The following is a 17006-nucleotide window of genomic DNA, read 5'->3' on the forward strand; positions in this document are numbered from 1 at the left end:
GTCAGACCTGGCAGTCCCGTTGCTGGCGCGAGATGCTGGGCAAACGGGTGCGGCGGCTGAGCTCCTCGGCCAGCCAGACCAGCAAGAGGATGGCGAGCAGCAGGGTGGCGGCCTGATCGTAGCGAAACAGGCTCAGGGAGACATAGAGCTGCTGACCCAGGCCACCGGCGCCGACCACGCCCAGAATGGTGGCGGCGCGCAGGTTCATCTCGCCGCGATAGAGGCTGTAGGCCAGCCACTGTTGCCACACCATGGGCAGCAGACCGTACCAGAAGCTGACCAGTCGCCCGGCCCCCGCCAGCTGCAGGGCGCGGCGCGGCCCCTGATCCGCATTCTCCAGGGTCTCCACAAAGAGCCGGGCCAAGACGCCTGTGGTGTGCAGAGTCAATGCCAGCACACCGGCGACCGGCCCCAGCCCCACGGCAATCACCAGCAGGCTGGCAAAAATCAGTTCGGGGATGGATCGCAGCAGGTTGAACAGCAGGCGCAGCGGCCAGAACTGGCGTGCCAGCACGGCCAGTCCCATGGCGAGCAGGGCACTGAGCAGGGTGCTGAGCAGCGCCATCTGCAGGGTGTCGACCAGGCCGTGGGCCACCAGGGTGAGGAAGGCGGGAGACCAGTCCGGTTGCAGGAACTCGGCCAGGAAACGACCCATGCCGCCGAAGGAGAGGCTCAGGGTACGCCAGTCGAGCAGTACACCGGCCCCCAGACAGGCGAGCAGCAGCAGGGTGCAGAGCAACAATCCGGGGGAGCGGCTGTGGCGCAGCCAGGCGCTCAGGCCATCGGCCAGCACGACCAGGGCCACGAAGGCCAGCAGCAGGGTGGCCACTTCACCGCCGGCGAACATGCGCAGGGAGAGTTCGAGTTGCTGACCCAGCCCACCGGCCCCCACGAATCCCATGATGACGGAGGCGCGCAAGGCACACTCCCAGCGATAGACGGTGTAGGAGAGCAGCTCCTGACGCACCGCGGGCAGCACGCCGTAACAGAGTGCCTGCAAGCGTCCTGCGCCACTGAGCAACAGGGCCCGGGCCGGTTGCAGGGCGCCGCTCTCCATGATCTCGTTGTAGACCTTGGCCAGCATGCCACCGTAGCTGACCGAGATGGCCAGGATGGCCGCCATGGGGCCCAGCCCCGACAGACGCACGAACAGCAGCGCCCAGATAAGCTCGGGCAGGCTGCGCAGCAGGATGGCGATGAAGCGGCACAGCGCCCGCAGGCCGCTGCGCAGGGGGGCGGGCAGAGCGCCTATCCGTGACAGGGAGAGCGCCCGCGATCCCAGCAGGGCGAAGGGCACCCCGAGCAGGAGGGCGCCGAACAGTCCCAGAGTAGCCACCGCCAGGCTCTCCAGGGTGGCCTTGAGGGTCAGGGTGAGGAAGTCGCCATCCAGACGCGGTGGCCAGCTGTGGGCGGCGAAGTTGCCCATCTGCTGCCAACTCGCGGGCTCGAACAGGGCGCGCCAGCTGGCGGCATCTTGCCAGAGACCGTAGAGCGCCAGCAGCAGGAGCCAGCCCCAGGGGCTACGCAGGGTCAGGCGGGAGCGGGAGGCTAGCACGATGGCACCGGGTCGGATCCCAGGCTGCCCGGCGGCTCGTTGCCATAGAGCTCGGCCAGCATGGCGGGGCTGACCGCCTCGGCGGCGCAGTCGAACAGGATGCGGCCCTGACGCAGGCCTATGATGCGCGGGAAGTGACTCAGGGCCAGATCCACCGCATGAAGGCTGGTAATGAGCGTGCTGCCTCGCTCCCTTGCCTGCTGTTGCAGGGTAAGGATGCAGGCTTGCGCCAGCACGGGATCGAGCGCCGAAACGGGCTCGTCCGCCAGCATCAGGTCCGGGTTTTGATAGAGCACCCGGGCGATGCCGACCCGCTGCAACTGGCCGCCGGAGAGCTCGCCACAGGGTTGGTGCAACTTGTCCGCCAGGGACAGTCGCGCCAGCTCGGTGCGGGCGCCAGCGGGATCGCAGGGACGCAACAGGGAGAGCAACGCCTTGGCCAGCGACCACTGACCGAGCCGACCCGCCAGCACGGCGGTGATGACGGACTGGGAGGGGGGCAGGGGCGGCGCCTGCCAGATCATGCCGATGCGGCTGCGCAGCCGTTGCCGCGCCCGGCTCGAGAGCTGCCAGGGATCCTGCTGCCACAGCAGCAGGGCCCCCGGATGGTCTGCTCTGAGTTCGGTGGCGAGCAGGCGCAGCAGACTGGTCTTGCCCGCGCCGCTCGGCCCTATGATGGCGACCCGCTCCCCGGCCTGGATCTGCACGTCGATCGCTGCCAGTACGGGCAGATCACCGAGTCGCAGGCTGGCCTGACGCAGGTCAACGGCAATCACTTCAGCAGGTCCGCCTGGACGGCGGCGGCTTCGATACCCTGGTAGTTCTCGGGTTTGGTCTCGATGAAGCGGCTGGCCCGTTGCAGTTTCAGGATCTCGGCCTGGGCAGGCACCTTGGGATCCAGCTTGAGGAAAGCCTGCTTGATCTTGGCTTGCAAGGCGGGATCCATGCCGCCGCGCACCGTCCAGTTGTAGTCAAAGTAGGTCGGCGTGGTCCAGATAACCTTCACCTTCTTGGTGTCTACCTTGCCCTCTTCCAGCAACTTGTCCCAGACCGAGGCGTTGAGGGCACCCGCTGGCACCTTGCCGGAGGCGACCCAGGCGACGGTGGCGTCATGGGCGCCGGAGAAGGCGACGTGGGCGAAATCTTTTTCAGGATTGATCCCCTCTTCGGCCAGGAAGTGGCGCGGCATCAGGTGGCCCGAGGTGGAGGAGGGGGAGCCGAATGCGAAGTCCTTGCCTTTCAGATCGGCGAGGGTCTCGATGCCGCTGTCGGCGTTGGCAATGAACTTGGAGGTGAACTGGGCATCTTCCGCCCGTTGTACCAGCGGGATGACGCCGTTTGCACGGCGATGGGCCTGCACATAGGTGAAGCCGCCCAGCCAGGCCATATCTATCTTGCCCGCAGCCAGGGCCTCCACCACGGCGGCGTAGTCATTGACCGGGACGAACACCACCTCGCGGCCGGTCTGCTCGGCCAGATAGTCACCCAGAGGGGCGAACTTGCGTTGCAGCTCGGTCGGCGCCTCGTCGGGGATGGCGGAGACCCGCAGCGGCTCGATGGCGCTGGCCCCCAGACTGGCGAAGAGGGCGGTGAGGGGAAGTATCCATTTCTTCAGCATGTGACTTTCCTTTGGTAGCTAACGATTGGGCGGCAAGGTGATGGACAAAGAGAAGGCCCGAGGGCGTCGGACCTTGGAATGGGCATATGGTATGCATCCTGGGGCGCGGATGCCAGTTCGGCCCCCATTTATCCCGCCTTTGTTGCTCTGCATTCACTGGCCGTTGCGCCTGAGCGATGGGATGGCTCAGCGGGGCAGATGGAAGGCTTGCTTGAGATGGCGCACGAAGTCCGCATCCCGGCAGAGGGTCTTGCCCGGGCTGTCGGAGATCTTGGCGACCGGGCCGCCGTTGCACTCCATCAGCTTGAAGACGATGTTCATCGGGCTCACCCCCGGCAGATCGCAGGTGAGCTGGGTGCCGATGCCGAAGCTGGTGTTGATGCGGCCGCGGAAGTGCCGAAACAGCGCCACCGCCTTGTCGAGGTTGAGGCCGTCGGAGAAGACCAGGGTCTTGCTGGCCGGATTGATGCCGAGCCGCTGGTAGTGGCTGATGGCCTTCTCGCCCCACACCACGGGATCGCCGGAGTCATGGCGCAGCCCCTGATAACGGCTGGCCAGCTCGAAATCGAAGTCGTGCAGGAAGGCATCCATGGTGATGCAGTCGGTCAGGGCGATGCCGAGGTGACTGCTGAACTCGTCCAGCCAGCTGGTGAGGGCGGCACGCTGGCTCTGGGCCAAGGGGAAGCCGAGCTGCTGGTGGGCCTGGAACCACTCGTGGGCCTGGGTGCCGACCGCAGGCAGGTCATATTTCTGGGCCAGTTGATAGTTGCTGGTGCCGCGAAAACAGGGCAGGCGCTCCTTGAGGCGGCCAACCACGGCATCCTGCACCGCCTGGGAGAAGCGGCGACGGGTGCCAAAGTCGATGAGGTTGAAATCCTGCATCTCCTCCGGACTCAAGGTGCCTTCAAGCTTGTCGATCTTCTGATCCAGTCGCGTCAGGGCCTGGCTCACCCCGAACTGGGGATAGCGGAAGCGGTTGCGCATCTCGCTGATGGTGGCGAGCACCGGGATCTCCCACAGGATCACATCCTGCCAGGGGCCCTCGACCCGCACATTGATGCGGCCATCTTGCTCGAACACCTTGAGCAGGGAGGCGTCGAGGGGCTTGCGGCGCAGGTGATCCAGGTAGTCGGCACTGAAGAAGGGACGCTCGGCCAGGAACAGGCTCTGTGCCTTGCTCAGCCGCAGGGAACCGGCGAGGCGCAGTTGCTCCTCGATCTGACCCATCATGGGCAGCAGATCTTCCTCATTGCGGCTGTGGAACTCGGCCACCACCTCGGCGTCGGGATAGCGGTGATAGACCGCCTGCTGCATGTGCAGCTTGTAGGCATCGGTGTCGAGCAGGCTGGTGAGGATAGGGGGCATATGCATCAGGTTCCCGGCAGGCTGGTGGGTATGTCTAACGGACATATCAGGCATCCAGCAGGCGTTGTATATCGGTCAGGCTCCGGGCCAGCTCGGCCCCGGCCTCAGTCATCTGGACATGGGCGCTGGCAATGGTCTCGGGGGCGATGCCACGGCAGGCATCCAGATGCACTATGACGCGAAAACCGGCGTGGCGCAGCTGCAACACGCTGGTCTTGACGCAGTAGTCGGTGGCGAGGCCGCCGGCCAGCACTGTGCTGACGTTGCGACTGTGCAGAAATTCGATGAGGCCGGTGCTGCGCCGCCCGGCCAGGTCATGGTAGCAGGCGCCATAGGGGTGCAGGTCGGGTTCTATGCCCTTCCAGACGAAGAAGTCATAGTCGATGGGGGCGGGCAGGCCGTCGAGCAGCTCGAAGCCCTGCGTGCCCGGCACGCAATGGCTCGGCCAGCTGAGATCCACATTGGCGTGGGGCAGCGGCGTCAGGGGCTGGCCCGTGACCCAGAGTGGCGCTCGGGGATGGGCATCCTTGCTGCCGATACGCAGGCTGGCCAGGGCGGCCTGGCCATTGAGGGCGGCGACTATTTCGTCTCCGCCGGGCACGGGGAGCTCGTCGGGGCAGAGGGGAGTGAATCCCTTTTGCGCGTCTATATCCAGGCTGGCGATGATTCCCATGAACGGCTCCTGCACATATTATCTATGTGATATTATCTACCAAACATTAATGGAAGGCGAGCGAGACGAGCAAGATGCCGAGCATGAGTCTGGACATGGTGGTGCTGCGTTTGAACGAAGAGCGGCTGGAATTGCTGCTTGAGCCGCGTCAACGCCCACCCTTTGCCCACTGTTGGCAACTGCCGGCCCGGCGGATCGACGAGCGCCGGGACCGGGATCTGGAGGATGCCTTGCAGCGGCTGCTGGCCGAGTGGGGCCTCGGGGTCTGCTATAGCGAACAGGTCTGCACCCTGGGCGATCTGGCACGGGATCCCCGCGGCTGGTCCACCACCCTGGTTTACCTCTGTCTGGTCGGCCCCGAGTTGCAAGCGAGCCGGGGCCAATGGCACCCGCTCGCCGATCTGGACCGATTGACCCTGGCATTTGATCACGATCGCCTCATTGGCAAAGGCCTGGAGCGGCTCATGATCAAGAGCCGCTACAGCACCTTGCCGGTGCAACTGCTCGGCCGTGAATTCACGCTCTCCGAGCTGCAACGGGCCTATGAGATCATCTTGCGGACCCCCATGAACACGGCGGCATTTCGCAAGCGGATCCATCGTGCCAACATCCTGGCCGACACCGGCCGCAAACGCACCGGTAAGCAGAGGCCCGCCAGCCTCTACCGGCTCGATGCCTCGCCCTGCATCCTCTTTGATCAAGTGATGCACGGCGCCGAGGTCTGAAATAACTGACAAGGATGATCATGATGGAGAAGCTGCTGGTCAGTGCCTGCTTGCTGGGGCAGCCCGTGCGTTACGACGGTCAGAGCAAGGGGATCCTCAGCGACTGGCTCACCACCCTGGGGGCCGAGGGGCGGACGCTGGCGTTTTGTCCCGAGGTCGCCGGTGGCTTGCCGACCCCGCGTCCACCTGCCGAGCGCCAGGGAGAGCGGGTGATCACGGTGACGGGGCTGGATGTCACCCGCGAGTTTGACCATGGGGCCGAACTGGCCTTGGCGCTCTGCCTGCGGGAGAGGATCCGCTTCGCCCTGCTCAAGGAGGGGAGCCCCTCCTGCGGCAGCGGCCGTATCTACAACGGCCGTTTCGAAGGCGTTTCCATGGCAGGAGAGGGCAAAACCACGGCCTTGCTGCGCCGTCACGGCATTCAGGTGTTCAGCGAGGATCAGTTGCCCGAGCTGGCTCTGGCACTCTCCCTGGCGGCCACTGCAGCGGGTTCCTGAGCTCGCTGCCACTGTTCCAATACCTCGTCCTTCTCCTGCCAGCGCTGGTTCAGCCATGCCTGAAAACCGCGCTTGAACTGCTTGTCGTTGAAGTAGTCGCCCATCAGCGCCTCATCCACCGGCAGCTCCTCGATGCGCACCTGAATGCGCTTCATCCGCCCCATCAGAAAGTCCTTGAACGGCGTTTTGCTGTTGTCCGGGTAGCGGATGGTGACGTTGATCAGGCTGTCGAACTGTTCCCCCATGGCCGCCAGGGTGAAGGCCAGGCCTGCGGCCTTGGGCGGCATCAGATGACGATAAGGCGAGCGGCTCTGGGCCTGCTTCTGCGCCGTGACCCTGGTACCCTCGACAAAGTTGATGACGGTGGTGGGGAGATGGCGAAACTTCTCGCAGGCGTTGCGGGTTGTCTCGATATCCTGGCCGCGCAGGTGTGGATTGCGCAGCAAAAACTCCCGGGAATAACGGCGCATAAAGGGCATGTCCAGCCCCCAGCAGGCGAGCCCAAGCAGCGGGATATAGATAAGCTCGTGCTTCATGAAGAACTTGGGCACCGGCAACCTGTCGCGAAACAGGTGACCCAGCACCACGATGTCGGTCCAGCTCTGGTGGTTGCTGACGATGAGGTACCAGCCATCCCTGCGCAGTTGGCTGTTGTCTTCTATCTGCCACTCGATGCGGGTGGTGAGGCGGATGACGAAGGCATTGCCGCTCAGCCACAGGCGCATGATGCCGTTGTTGATGTGGCTGCAGGCGCGATCGAGGGCCGGGATCGGCAGCAGCTTGAGCAGCGACACCAGCAGGATCAGGCTGGCGCACAGGGCGGTGAATATGATGGTCAGACTGACGCTTAGCAGCAGCACCAGGGGGCCGGGTAGCAGACTTAACAAGGGCGTATCTCATCGCTCAGCAGTTGGTTCAGGGTCTGATCCTTGTCGTGCCAGATCCCGTTCAGCCACTGCTGGAAATCATGTTGAAAGGCGGGATCGTTGAAATAATCCCCCACCAGATGTTGCTCTATGGGCAGGAAGCGCACCCTGACTCGAATAGTGCCAACCCGGCCGCACATAAAATCCCAGAAGCTCGGGATCCCGCCCGGGTAACCAATGGTCACATCGACCAGCTGATGCAGTTTGCCGTCCATGGCCGCCAGGGTGAAGGCGATACCGCCTGCTCTGGGATGGAGCAGGTGACGATAGGGAGCCCTCTGCTTGTCATGCTTGTGAGCCGTGAAGCGGGTTCCCTCAACGAAGTTCATCACGCTTACCGGGATATGCTGGAACTTGGCACAGGCTTGCCGGGTTGTTTCTATGTCCTTTCCCTTCAAATATGGCTTTTTTTCCAGCAACTTCTTCGAATATCGCCGCATGAAGGGAAAGTCGAGCGCCCACCATGCCAGCCCGAGAAAGGGTACCCAAATCAGCTCTTTCTTCAGGAAAAACTTCAGAAAGGGGATTTTTTGATTAAAAACCCGCTGCAGTACCAGTATGTCGACCCAGGATTGGTGGTTGGCAATCACCATATACCACTGGTTAAGGCGAGATTTGTCCAGTCCGACCACCTCGAATTGGGTCTTGGTGAGGGTTTGCTGGATCAGATTATTGAAACCAATCCAGTGACTGGCGCAGCCATCGAGCAGGGCACTGCAGCGGGTACGCCAGGGGGCGAGAGGGATCAGCAGTTTGAGCAGGGCCAATCCCAGTATGGGCATCACCCAGAACAAGGTATTGAGGAAATAGAGCAGGGTAGAGAGGCTGCCACGCAGGCTCTCTATCAGCTTGTTTTTCATGGGCTTGGTTCCGTTTGCTGGCGAAAATTCGATTAAGTGGTCAGATGTGTCGCCATAATATCAGCCGTTCATGGGCGAGACCAAGGGGTGAGTGGTTTCTGTTTGAGGCTTTATTTGCGGAGAAAGCGCCCCTGTCTAGCCGCCGCGCAGTCTGCTCAGCAGCCTGTCCATGGCGCGATACCCCAGCGCCTCGACCAGATGTGCCTTCTCGATCTGGGTCTTGCCAGCGAGATCGGCCAGGGTGCGGGACACCCGCAGTATCCGATGCCAGGCGCGGATGCTGAGGCCGAGTCGTTGGATGGCTGTCTCCAAAAAATCGGCATCTTGTGGTGATAACCGGCAAACGTCTTCGATTTCCCTGCTATCGAGCAGGTTATTCAGCTTGCCGCTGCGAGCCAGCATCCGATCGCGCGCCCCCAGTACCCTGTCGCGGATCTGGGCACTGGGTTCGCCGCGCTGGGCCTTGCCGGTCAGGCTGCCCTTGGGCAAGAGCGGCACCTCCACGGTGAGATCGAAGCGGTCGAGGAAGGGACCGGAGAGTCTGCCGAGATAGCGCAGTATCTGATCCGGGCTGGCGCGGCTCAGGCCGTCGCCGAAGTGGCCGCAGGGGCTGGGGTTCATGGCGCCAATCAACTGGAAGCGGGCGGGAAAATCCACCTGGCGGGCGGCCCGGCTGATGGTGATGTGGCCCGTCTCCAGCGGCTCGCGCAGGGCATCGAGTACCTTGCGCTCGAACTCGGGCAGTTCATCCAGGAAGAGCACACCATTGTGGGCCAGGGAGATCTCACCTGGCCTGGGGTGGCTGCCACCACCAACCAGGGCCACCGCCGAGGCGCTGTGATGGGGGGTGCGATAGGGTCTCTGGTGCCAGTGACCCTGTCTCGGGGTCAGACCGCCGATGGAGTGAATGGCGGCGGTCTGCTGGGCCTCCTCTTCGCTGAGCGGCGGCAGTATGCCGGGCAGACGACTGGCCAGCATGCTCTTGCCGGTGCCAGGCGGGCCGATGAACAGCAGGTTGTGGCAGCCAGCCGCGGCTATCTCCAGCGCGCGTTTGGCCTGGGATTGACCTATCACATCCTGCAGATCCGCCACATCGGGCCTCTGGCTGTCGGGTTGAGGGAGTGGCAGCGGCAACTCATATTGGCCGGCGAGCCAGGCGGTCACCGCCAGCAGCTGGTGGGCACAGCGCACCCTGGCATTCTGGATGAGGGCGGCCTCGACCCCATTGGCGGTGGGCACCAGCAGGGTACGACCGGCATCGCGACAGGCGAGCACGGCGGGCAGCACACCGAGCACGGGCCGGATCTCGCCGGTCAGGGCCAACTCCCCCAAAAACTCATGATCGATCAGGTATGTTGCCGGTATCTGCTTGGATGCGGCGAGAATGCCGAGAGCGATGGCCAGGTCGAAGCGACCCCCTTCCTTGGGCAAGTCTGCCGGGGCCAGATTGACGGTGATGCGCTTGGCTGGGAACTCGAAGTTGCCGTTGAGCAGGGCGCTGCGCACCCTGTCCCGCGACTCCTTCACCGAGGTCTCGGGCAGGCCCACGATATTGAAGGCGGGCAGGCCATTGGAGAGGTGAACTTCCACCGTCACTTGCGGTGCCTGGATCCCCAGGCTGGCACGACTATAAACCACAGCTAATGACATAAACCCCATCCTTGAGTTGAGTTATGTTCTGACTAACTGCAATTTGTCAGTGTTTTATACCAGCCAGATTCGACTGATATAGTTAAACTTAGTGGCTTGTAATGTAATAAATGCTTGCCTGATAAATTTCATCATGCTAGTTCTAATAGCCATTCGCGGTAACAGCCGCCCAGATTTCATCGGATTTTGTGGTAGTAACTATGAACATGGCTTCCCGTTTCGTCAGCATTATTGTGGTCCTAGTGGTGATTATTATCACACCGCTCGGGGCTCGTTTAGCTGCACGGAACAAGGGATAGACCCACTACCGGACAGAACGAAACAAGCGACCCCCGAGCCTCACGGCCCGGGGGTTTTTTTTCGACCAAGGAATAGGATTTTCTCCATGAACGGCGCGCACTATTTGGTACAGGCACTCAAGCAGCAGGGAGTCACCCAGGTGTTCGGTTACCCGGGCGGCGCCATCATGCCGGTCTACGATGCGCTCTATGACGGTGGTCTGGCCCATCAGCTCTGCCGCCATGAGCAGGGTGCCGCCATGGCCGCGGTGGGCTATGCCCGCGCCTCCGGTCAGGTCGGGGTCTGCATCGCCACCTCGGGTCCCGGCGCCACCAATCTGGTGACCGGCCTGGCAGAGGCGCTGCTCGACTCAGTGCCCCTGGTGGCGATCAGTGGCCAGGTAGCCTGCGCCGCCGTCGGTACCGATGCGTTTCAGGAAGTGGATGTGCTCGGCATGTCGCTCTCCTGTACCAAGCACTCCTTCATGGTCACGGACGTTGCCGAGCTGGGCCAGGTCATCGCCGAGGCTTTTGCCATCGCAACGGAAGGTCGCCCCGGCCCGGTACTCATCGATTTTCCCAAGGATGTACAACTGGCCGCCATGCCCCCGCAACATCCCCAGCTTGCCGTGGACGAACCTGAGCCGCTCTGCCCGCAGGCCCTGGAAGCCGCCCGGGCGCTGCTCGCGGCGGCCGAGCGTCCGGTGCTCTACGTCGGCGGTGGCGTGGGCATGGCCAATGCGGAAGATCAGCTGCGCGCGTTCGCAGCAGTCACTGGCATGCCAGCGGTCACCACCCTCAAGGGGATTGGGGCGCTCGACCCCGACAGCCCCGTCTATCTCGGCATGCTCGGTATGCACGGCACCAAGGCCGCCAACTTCGCGGTGCAGCAGTGCGATCTGTTACTGGTGGTCGGTGCCCGTTTCGATGATCGGGTGACCGGCAAGCTTGACGAGTTCGCCCCCCATGCCAGGGTGGTCCATCTGGACGTGGACGCCGCCGAGTTCGGCAAGCGTCGCGCCGCCGAGGTGGGTATCAGCACAGATCTGAGACTGGTGCTGCCCGCCCTGGCCATGACCCTCGATATCACACCCTGGCGCGAACACTGTGCGAGCATGGCCCGCGAATATGCGTTTCGCTACGACCACCCGGGGCAGCCCATCTATGCGCCAGCCCTGCTCAAGCAGCTCTCGACGCTGCTGCCAGATAGCAGCGTGGTCGCCTGCGACGTCGGTCAGCACCAGATGTGGGTGGCCCAGCACATGCGCTTCACCAGCCCGCGCAATCACCTCTCCAGCGCCGGGCTCGGCACCATGGGCTTCGGTCTGCCCGCCGCCATCGGGGCCAAGATGTCCCGCCCCGAGGACGAGGTGGTGCTGGTGAGTGGTGACGGCTCCTTCATGATGAACGTGCAGGAGCTGGGCACCATACGCCGGGCCCAGCTCAAGGTGAAGATGGTGCTGATCGACAACCAACGGCTCGGCATGGTGCGCCAGTGGCAGGAGCTGTTCTTCGACGGCCGCTACAGCGAGACCATCCTCTCCGACAACCCGGATTTCATCGCCCTGGCGGCCGCCTTTGGCATCCCCGGTGAAACCATCACCCGCAAGGATGAGATCGCCGGTGCCCTGGATCGCCTGCTCGGCAGCGAGAGCGCCTATCTGCTGCATGTCGCTATCTCAGAGGAAGAGAATGTCTGGCCCCTGGTACCACCGGGAGTCGCCAACCACAAGATGATGGAACAACGCCCATGAACCACGCCCCGCTGGCTAGCAACACGGCTCCCCTGAGCCAGGTCAACACCCTGGAGATCCACGCGAAATCCAGGCCCGAAGTGATGGAACGAGTACTGCGAGTGGTGCGCCACCGCGGCTTCAATCTCAATGCCCTGCATATGGAGCAAGATTGCCAACAGCTGCGGATCACGGTTACTGTCGAGTCGACGCGTCCCATCGCGCAGCTGTGGAGTCAGCTGGTCAAGCTGGTGGACGTCTCCCGGGTCGATGCACTGGAACCGCAGCCCAGAATAAACCCATAAGGAGCAGCAAGCATGTCACAGGCCACCCACCCTCAATTCATCTGGTTCAACGGCAATATGGTGCCCTGGCAAGATGCCCAGGTACACGTCATGAGTCATGCCTTGCACTACGGCTCCTCGGTGTTCGAGGGGGTGCGTGCCTACGACACCCCCAAGGGCACCTGCATCTTCCGCCTGCAGGAGCACAGTCGGCGCCTGTTCGATTCCGCCAGGATCTACTGGATGGATGTGCCCTTCAGCGAGGCCGAGGTGAACGACGCCTGTCGCGCTGTGGTCCGTGCCAATGGCCTCAAGAGCGGCTACCTGCGCCCACTCGCCTTTATCGGCAACGTAGGACTGGGGCTGCATCCGCCGCTGGATGCCAAGGCGGATCTCATCGTTGCCGCCCTGCCCTGGGGCGCCTATCTGGGGGAAGAAGGGCTGAAAAACGGGGTGGACGTGTGCGTCACCTCCTGGAATCGACTCGCTCCCAACACCATACCGACCGGGGCCAAGGCCGGCGGCAACTACCTCTCGTCACAGCTCATCAGCCGGGAGGCCAAGCGCAACGGCTATGCCGAAGGGCTGGCACTGGACGTGAACGGCTACCTGAGCGAGGGGGCGGGGGAGAACCTCTTCCTGGTGAAGAATGGGGTACTGTTCACACCGCCCGCTACCGCCGCCATCCTGCCCGGCATCACCCGCGACACCATAATGACGCTCGCACGAGACCTCGGATATGAGGTGCGCGAGCAGGCACTGCCCCGCGAGGCGCTCTATGTGGCCGACGAGATCTTCATGACCGGCACCGCCGCCGAGGTGACTCCAGTGCGCTCCGTGGATCGAATGCAGGTGGGGGCAGGCTGCCGTGGACCCATCACCGAGCAGTTGCAGAATGCCTTCTTCGGCCTGTTCAACGGCCAGACCGAGGATAAATGGAACTGGCTCACCCCGGTCGACGATTGATGGACAGCGCGGGCGACGTTGTCGCCCGCAGATAGCCAGGCCAGAAGAGAGAGCAAGTGCCGAGTCGGCTATGGCAAGGGCCACGTCCTTTGCCACAACCGATTCGAATTGACGGTTTCGCATCATTAATTTGCCCAGCAGGGCTCATGTATTCAGGGAGTAGAGACAATGCCGAAGTTGAGATCCGCCACCACCACCCACGGACGTAACATGGCCGGAGCCCGTGCCCTCTGGCGCGCCACCGGCATGACAGACGAGGACTTTGGCAAGCCCATCATCGCCGTGGTCAACTCCTTCACCCAGTTCGTGCCCGGTCACGTTCACCTCAAGGATCTCGGTCAGCTGGTGGCCAGGGAGATAGAGGCGGCCGGTGGCGTTGCCAAGGAGTTCAACACCATCGCCGTGGATGACGGCATCGCCATGGGCCACGGCGGCATGCTCTATTCGCTGCCGTCCCGGGAGCTCATCGCCGACTCCGTGGAGTACATGGTCAATGCCCACTGCGCCGATGCCATGGTCTGCATCTCCAACTGTGACAAGATCACCCCGGGGATGCTGATGGCGGCGCTGCGCATCAACATTCCGGTGATCTTCGTCTCCGGCGGCCCCATGGAGGCGGGTAAGACCAAACTCTCCGATCAGATCATCAAGCTGGATCTGGTGGACGCCATGATCCAGGGCGCCGACCCCAAGGTCTCCGACGCCCAGAGCGATCAGATAGAGCGCAGCGCCTGCCCCACCTGCGGCTCCTGCTCCGGCATGTTCACCGCCAACTCCATGAACTGCCTGACCGAAGCCCTGGGCCTCTCCCAGCCGGGCAACGGCTCCATGCTGGCGACCCACACCGATCGCGAGCAGCTGTTCAAGCTGGCCGGCCAACGCATCGTCGCTCTGGCCAACCGTTACTACCAGCAGGATGACGAGAGCGCCCTGCCGCGCAACATCGCCACCAAGGCGGCGTTCGAGAATGCCATGGCACTCGACATCGCCATGGGCGGCTCGACCAATACGGTGCTGCACCTGTTGGCGGCGGCCCAAGAAGCGGGCGTCGACTTCACCATGGATGACATCGACCGCATGTCCCGCCGGGTGCCCCAGCTGTGCAAGGTCGCTCCCTCGACCCAGAAGTATCACATGGAAGATGTGCACCGCGCCGGTGGTGTGGTGGCTATCCTGGGTCAGCTGGAAAGAGCCGGTCTGGTCCATGGCGATACCCGCAACGTGCTTGGCACCAGCTTGCACGAGCTGCTGGAGCGCTATGATGTGAGCCGCACCCAGGATAAAGCGGTGCATGATTTTTACCGCGCCGGCCCGGCTGGCATCCGCACCACCAAAGCGTTCAGCCAAAGCTGCCGCTGGACAGAGCTGGATCTGGACCGCGCCGAAGGTTGCATCCGCTCCCTGGATAATGCCTACAGCCTGGAGGGGGGGCTGGCCGTACTGTCCGGCAACATCGCCCTCAATGGCGCCATCGTCAAGACCGCCGGTGTCGATGAAGAGAACCTCTGCTTCCGTGGCCCGGCCCGGGTATTCGAGAGCCAGGACAGCGCGGTGGCGGGCATTCTGGATAGCACAGTCAAAGCTGGTGAAGTGGTCGTGATCCGCTACGAAGGCCCGAAAGGTGGCCCCGGCATGCAGGAGATGCTCTACCCCACCACCTATCTCAAATCCATGGGATTGGGCAAAGCGTGCGCGCTCATCACCGACGGACGCTTCTCCGGCGGCACCTCGGGTCTCTCCATCGGTCACGTCTCCCCCGAGGCGGCTTCCGGCGGCACCATAGGGCTGGTGGAGGATGGCGACATCATCAATATCAATATCCCGGCCCGCACTATGGTGCTGGAAGTGGCCGACAGCGTGCTGGCCGCTCGCCGTGCCGCCGTCGATGCCCGGGGCTGGAAGCCGCTGGACAGGCAACGTCAGGTCTCCTATGCCCTGCGCGCCTACGCCATGCTCGCCACCAGTGCCGACAAGGGTGCGGTGCGCGATTTAAGCAAGCTGGAGGAGTGATGATGTCCCCTACGACAAGTTATCTGAACGACATGCTGCTCGCCTCATCCTGTGCCGACAAGGGCATGGTGTGGCGCGATCTCAGCAAGCTGGAGGAGTAAGCCATGGTCTCTGCGGCGGATTATCTACGCAAGATACTGCTCTCCCCCGTCTATGAGGCGGCGCGGGTCACCCCCTTGCAGACACTGAAAAGATTGTCCGAGCGGCTCGGCAACCATGTCGCTCTCAAGCGGGAAGATTTGCAGCCGGTGCACTCTTTCAAACTGCGCGGCGCCTATCACAAGATTGCGACCTTGAGTGCCGAGCAGAAGGCTCATGGCGTGGTGGCGGCCTCGGCAGGCAACCATGCTCAGGGGGTCGCCCTGTCGGCGGCCAAGCTTGGCATCCATGCCATCATCGTCATGCCCAAGACCACGCCAGACATCAAGATAGATGCGGTGCGGGCCCAAGGCGGCAATGTGCTGCTATTTGGCAACAGCTTCGACGAGGCCTATGCCGAGAGCCGCCGCCTGTCAGAAACCGAGGGTTACACCCTGATCCCGCCCTTCGACGACGTCGAGGTGATCGCGGGCCAGGGCACCATCGGCAAGGAGTTGCTGGAGCAGGACACTCACCTCACCCATGTGTTTGTCCCCGTGGGCGGCGGCGGCCTGGCCGCCGGGGTGGCGGTCTATATCAAGCAGCTGCTGCCAAATGTGAAGGTGATAGGGGTGGAAGCCGAGGGTTCCGCCTGCCTCAAGGCGGCGCTGGAGGCGGGCGAGCCGATCAATCTGGATCGGGTCTCGCTGTTTGCGGACGGGGTGGCGGTCAAGCGCATCGGCACCGAGACCTTCCGGCTCTGCAACCAGTATCTGGACGAGGTGGTGACCGTCTCCAACGATCAGATCTGCGCGGCCCTGAAAGACATCTTCGACGACTGCCGCGCCATCGCCGAGCCGTCCGGTGCCCTCTCCCTGGCGGGGCTCAAGGCCTACAGCGAGCGCGAGCAGGTCAAGGGTGGCCGGATGGCGGCCATACTCTCTGGCGCCAACGTCAACTTCCATAGCCTGCGTTATGTGTCGGAGCGCTGCGAGATAGGCGAGAAGCGCGAGGGCATGCTGGCGGTGAGCATCCCCGAGCGCAAGGGGGCCTTCCTCGACTTCTGCCGCAACCTAGGATCGCGGATGGTGACCGAGTTCAACTACCGTTACTCCGATGCCGAGCAGGCCTCGCTGTTTGTCTCGGTGCGACTCACCGGCGGTGACGAAGAGTTGGGTCAGATCGAAGCCCATCTCAATGGCAACGGCTACCCCGTGGTCAATATGACGGACAACGAGCTGGCCAAGAATCATGTGCGTTACATGATTGGCGGCCGCCCTGCGCGGCCCCTTGGTGAGCGGCTCTACAGCTTCAAGTTCCCGGAGCAGCCGGGCGCCCTGATGCGTTTTCTGGAGACCCTTGGCTGCCGCTGGAACATCAGCCTGTTCCACTATCGCAACCATGGCGCCGACTATGGCCGGGTGCTCTGTGCCTTCGAGCTGCCGGACGAGGACGTGGCCGCCTTCCACGACTACCTGCGCGAGCTGGGTTACGGCTGGAAGGAGGTGAGCGAGGATCCCGCCTACCGGCTGTTCCTGGCGAACTGAATCCGGGGAACCCCATGAACAAGAGCGGGAGGCAGAGGCCTCCCGCTCTTTTTTGGGCCAGCCGCCACCTTGACCGCACGGGGACATGCTTTGTTTGTCAGCCAGTTCACACTCTGGGATATCTGGTCGTTTGAGACCCGCTGCAGATGGGGTAGGCTGGTGACGGCGGTCCTGTACGGCGCCCGGCATCATGGCCTGGATAGCAGCCGTGACGCCTGATCCCAAGACAGATGACTCATGG

15 protein-coding genes are annotated in these 17006 nt (G+C 63.1%); 7 read left to right on the forward strand and 8 right to left on the reverse strand.

The window, feature by feature from the left end; translation table 11 throughout:
* Position 1: 1 nt before the first annotated feature.
* The 5 genes from phnE to BN1130_RS01535 form a co-directional block, all read right to left on the reverse strand.
* Entirely contained in the window at positions 2–1555 is a 1554-nt protein-coding gene (phnE, locus tag BN1130_RS01515) for a phosphonate ABC transporter, permease protein PhnE (protein ID WP_232301907.1), read from the reverse strand.
* Positions 1549–2331: a phosphonate ABC transporter ATP-binding protein gene (locus BN1130_RS01520; RefSeq protein WP_042039848.1), complete on the reverse strand. Its 783-nt coding sequence runs from the start codon at positions 2329–2331 to the stop codon at positions 1549–1551. Before BN1130_RS01520 ends, phnE begins: the two co-directional genes overlap by 7 nt.
* Positions 2328–3173: a putative selenate ABC transporter substrate-binding protein gene (locus tag BN1130_RS01525; protein WP_042039849.1), complete on the reverse strand. Its 846-nt coding sequence runs from the start codon at positions 3171–3173 to the stop codon at positions 2328–2330. The genes BN1130_RS01520 and BN1130_RS01525 overlap by 4 nt, the downstream gene beginning before the upstream one ends.
* Before the next feature lie 186 nt (positions 3174–3359).
* Positions 3360–4538, reverse strand: coding sequence for a nicotinate phosphoribosyltransferase (gene pncB / locus BN1130_RS01530; protein ID WP_042039950.1), 1179 nt, complete (start codon positions 4536–4538; stop codon positions 3360–3362).
* Positions 4539–4584: 46 nt separating this feature from the next.
* Entirely contained in the window at positions 4585–5211 is a 627-nt protein-coding gene (locus BN1130_RS01535; protein ID WP_042039851.1) for a nicotinamidase, read from the reverse strand.
* Positions 5212–5285: 74 nt separating this feature from the next.
* Here BN1130_RS01535 and BN1130_RS01540 point away from each other — a divergent pair, with 74 nt between their 5' ends.
* Together BN1130_RS01540 and BN1130_RS01545 are read left to right on the forward strand one after the other, a co-directional pair.
* The gene (locus BN1130_RS01540) at positions 5286–5936 is read left to right on the forward strand and encodes an NUDIX hydrolase (RefSeq protein WP_042039853.1); all 651 of its coding nucleotides are present in this window, start codon (positions 5286–5288) and stop codon (positions 5934–5936) included.
* A gap of 23 nt (positions 5937–5959) precedes the next feature.
* Positions 5960–6433: a 2-thiouracil desulfurase family protein gene (locus BN1130_RS01545; RefSeq protein ID WP_042039854.1), complete on the forward strand. Its 474-nt coding sequence runs from the start codon at positions 5960–5962 to the stop codon at positions 6431–6433.
* Here BN1130_RS01545 and yihG (BN1130_RS01550) read toward each other — a convergent pair.
* The 3 genes from yihG (BN1130_RS01550) to BN1130_RS01560 form a co-directional block, all read right to left on the reverse strand.
* Positions 6376–7320 (reverse strand): 1-acylglycerol-3-phosphate O-acyltransferase, YihG family, encoded by a 945-nt coding sequence (yihG, locus tag BN1130_RS01550; protein WP_042039856.1) that lies wholly within the window; start codon positions 7318–7320, stop codon positions 6376–6378. The two genes, BN1130_RS01545 and yihG (BN1130_RS01550), sit on opposite strands and share 58 nt — an antisense overlap.
* Positions 7314–8219 (reverse strand): 1-acylglycerol-3-phosphate O-acyltransferase, YihG family, encoded by a 906-nt coding sequence (gene yihG, locus BN1130_RS01555; RefSeq protein WP_042039858.1) that lies wholly within the window; start codon positions 8217–8219, stop codon positions 7314–7316. The genes yihG (BN1130_RS01550) and yihG (BN1130_RS01555) overlap by 7 nt, the downstream gene beginning before the upstream one ends.
* 135 nt (positions 8220–8354) lie before the next feature.
* A complete protein-coding gene (locus BN1130_RS01560) occupies positions 8355–9869 on the reverse strand; it encodes a YifB family Mg chelatase-like AAA ATPase (RefSeq protein ID WP_042039859.1) in 1515 nt (504 codons plus the stop codon).
* Positions 9870–10254: 385 nt separating this feature from the next.
* Between BN1130_RS01560 and ilvG the strand changes: the two genes are divergently transcribed.
* From ilvG to ilvA, 5 genes are all read left to right on the forward strand, one after another.
* Positions 10255–11901, forward strand: a complete 1647-nt coding sequence (gene ilvG, locus BN1130_RS01565) for an acetolactate synthase 2 catalytic subunit (protein ID WP_042039860.1) — start codon at positions 10255–10257, stop codon at positions 11899–11901.
* Positions 11898–12185 (forward strand): acetolactate synthase 2 small subunit, encoded by a 288-nt coding sequence (ilvM, locus tag BN1130_RS01570; RefSeq protein WP_042039861.1) that lies wholly within the window; start codon positions 11898–11900, stop codon positions 12183–12185. Before ilvG ends, ilvM begins: the two co-directional genes overlap by 4 nt.
* Positions 12186–12197: 12 nt before the next feature.
* A complete protein-coding gene (locus BN1130_RS01575) occupies positions 12198–13130 on the forward strand; it encodes a branched-chain amino acid transaminase (protein WP_042039862.1) in 933 nt (310 codons plus the stop codon).
* Positions 13131–13298: 168 nt separating this feature from the next.
* Positions 13299–15140 (forward strand): dihydroxy-acid dehydratase, encoded by a 1842-nt coding sequence (gene ilvD, locus BN1130_RS01580; RefSeq protein ID WP_042039864.1) that lies wholly within the window; start codon positions 13299–13301, stop codon positions 15138–15140.
* A 104-nt stretch (positions 15141–15244) separates the two neighbouring features.
* Positions 15245–16765 (forward strand): threonine ammonia-lyase, biosynthetic, encoded by a 1521-nt coding sequence (gene ilvA / locus BN1130_RS01585; RefSeq protein ID WP_042039865.1) that lies wholly within the window; start codon positions 15245–15247, stop codon positions 16763–16765.
* The last annotated feature ends 241 nt before the right edge of the window (positions 16766–17006 follow it).

It is taken from the genome of Aeromonas rivuli, assembly GCF_000820045.1.
Classification (GTDB): domain Bacteria; phylum Pseudomonadota; class Gammaproteobacteria; order Enterobacterales; family Aeromonadaceae; genus Aeromonas; species Aeromonas rivuli.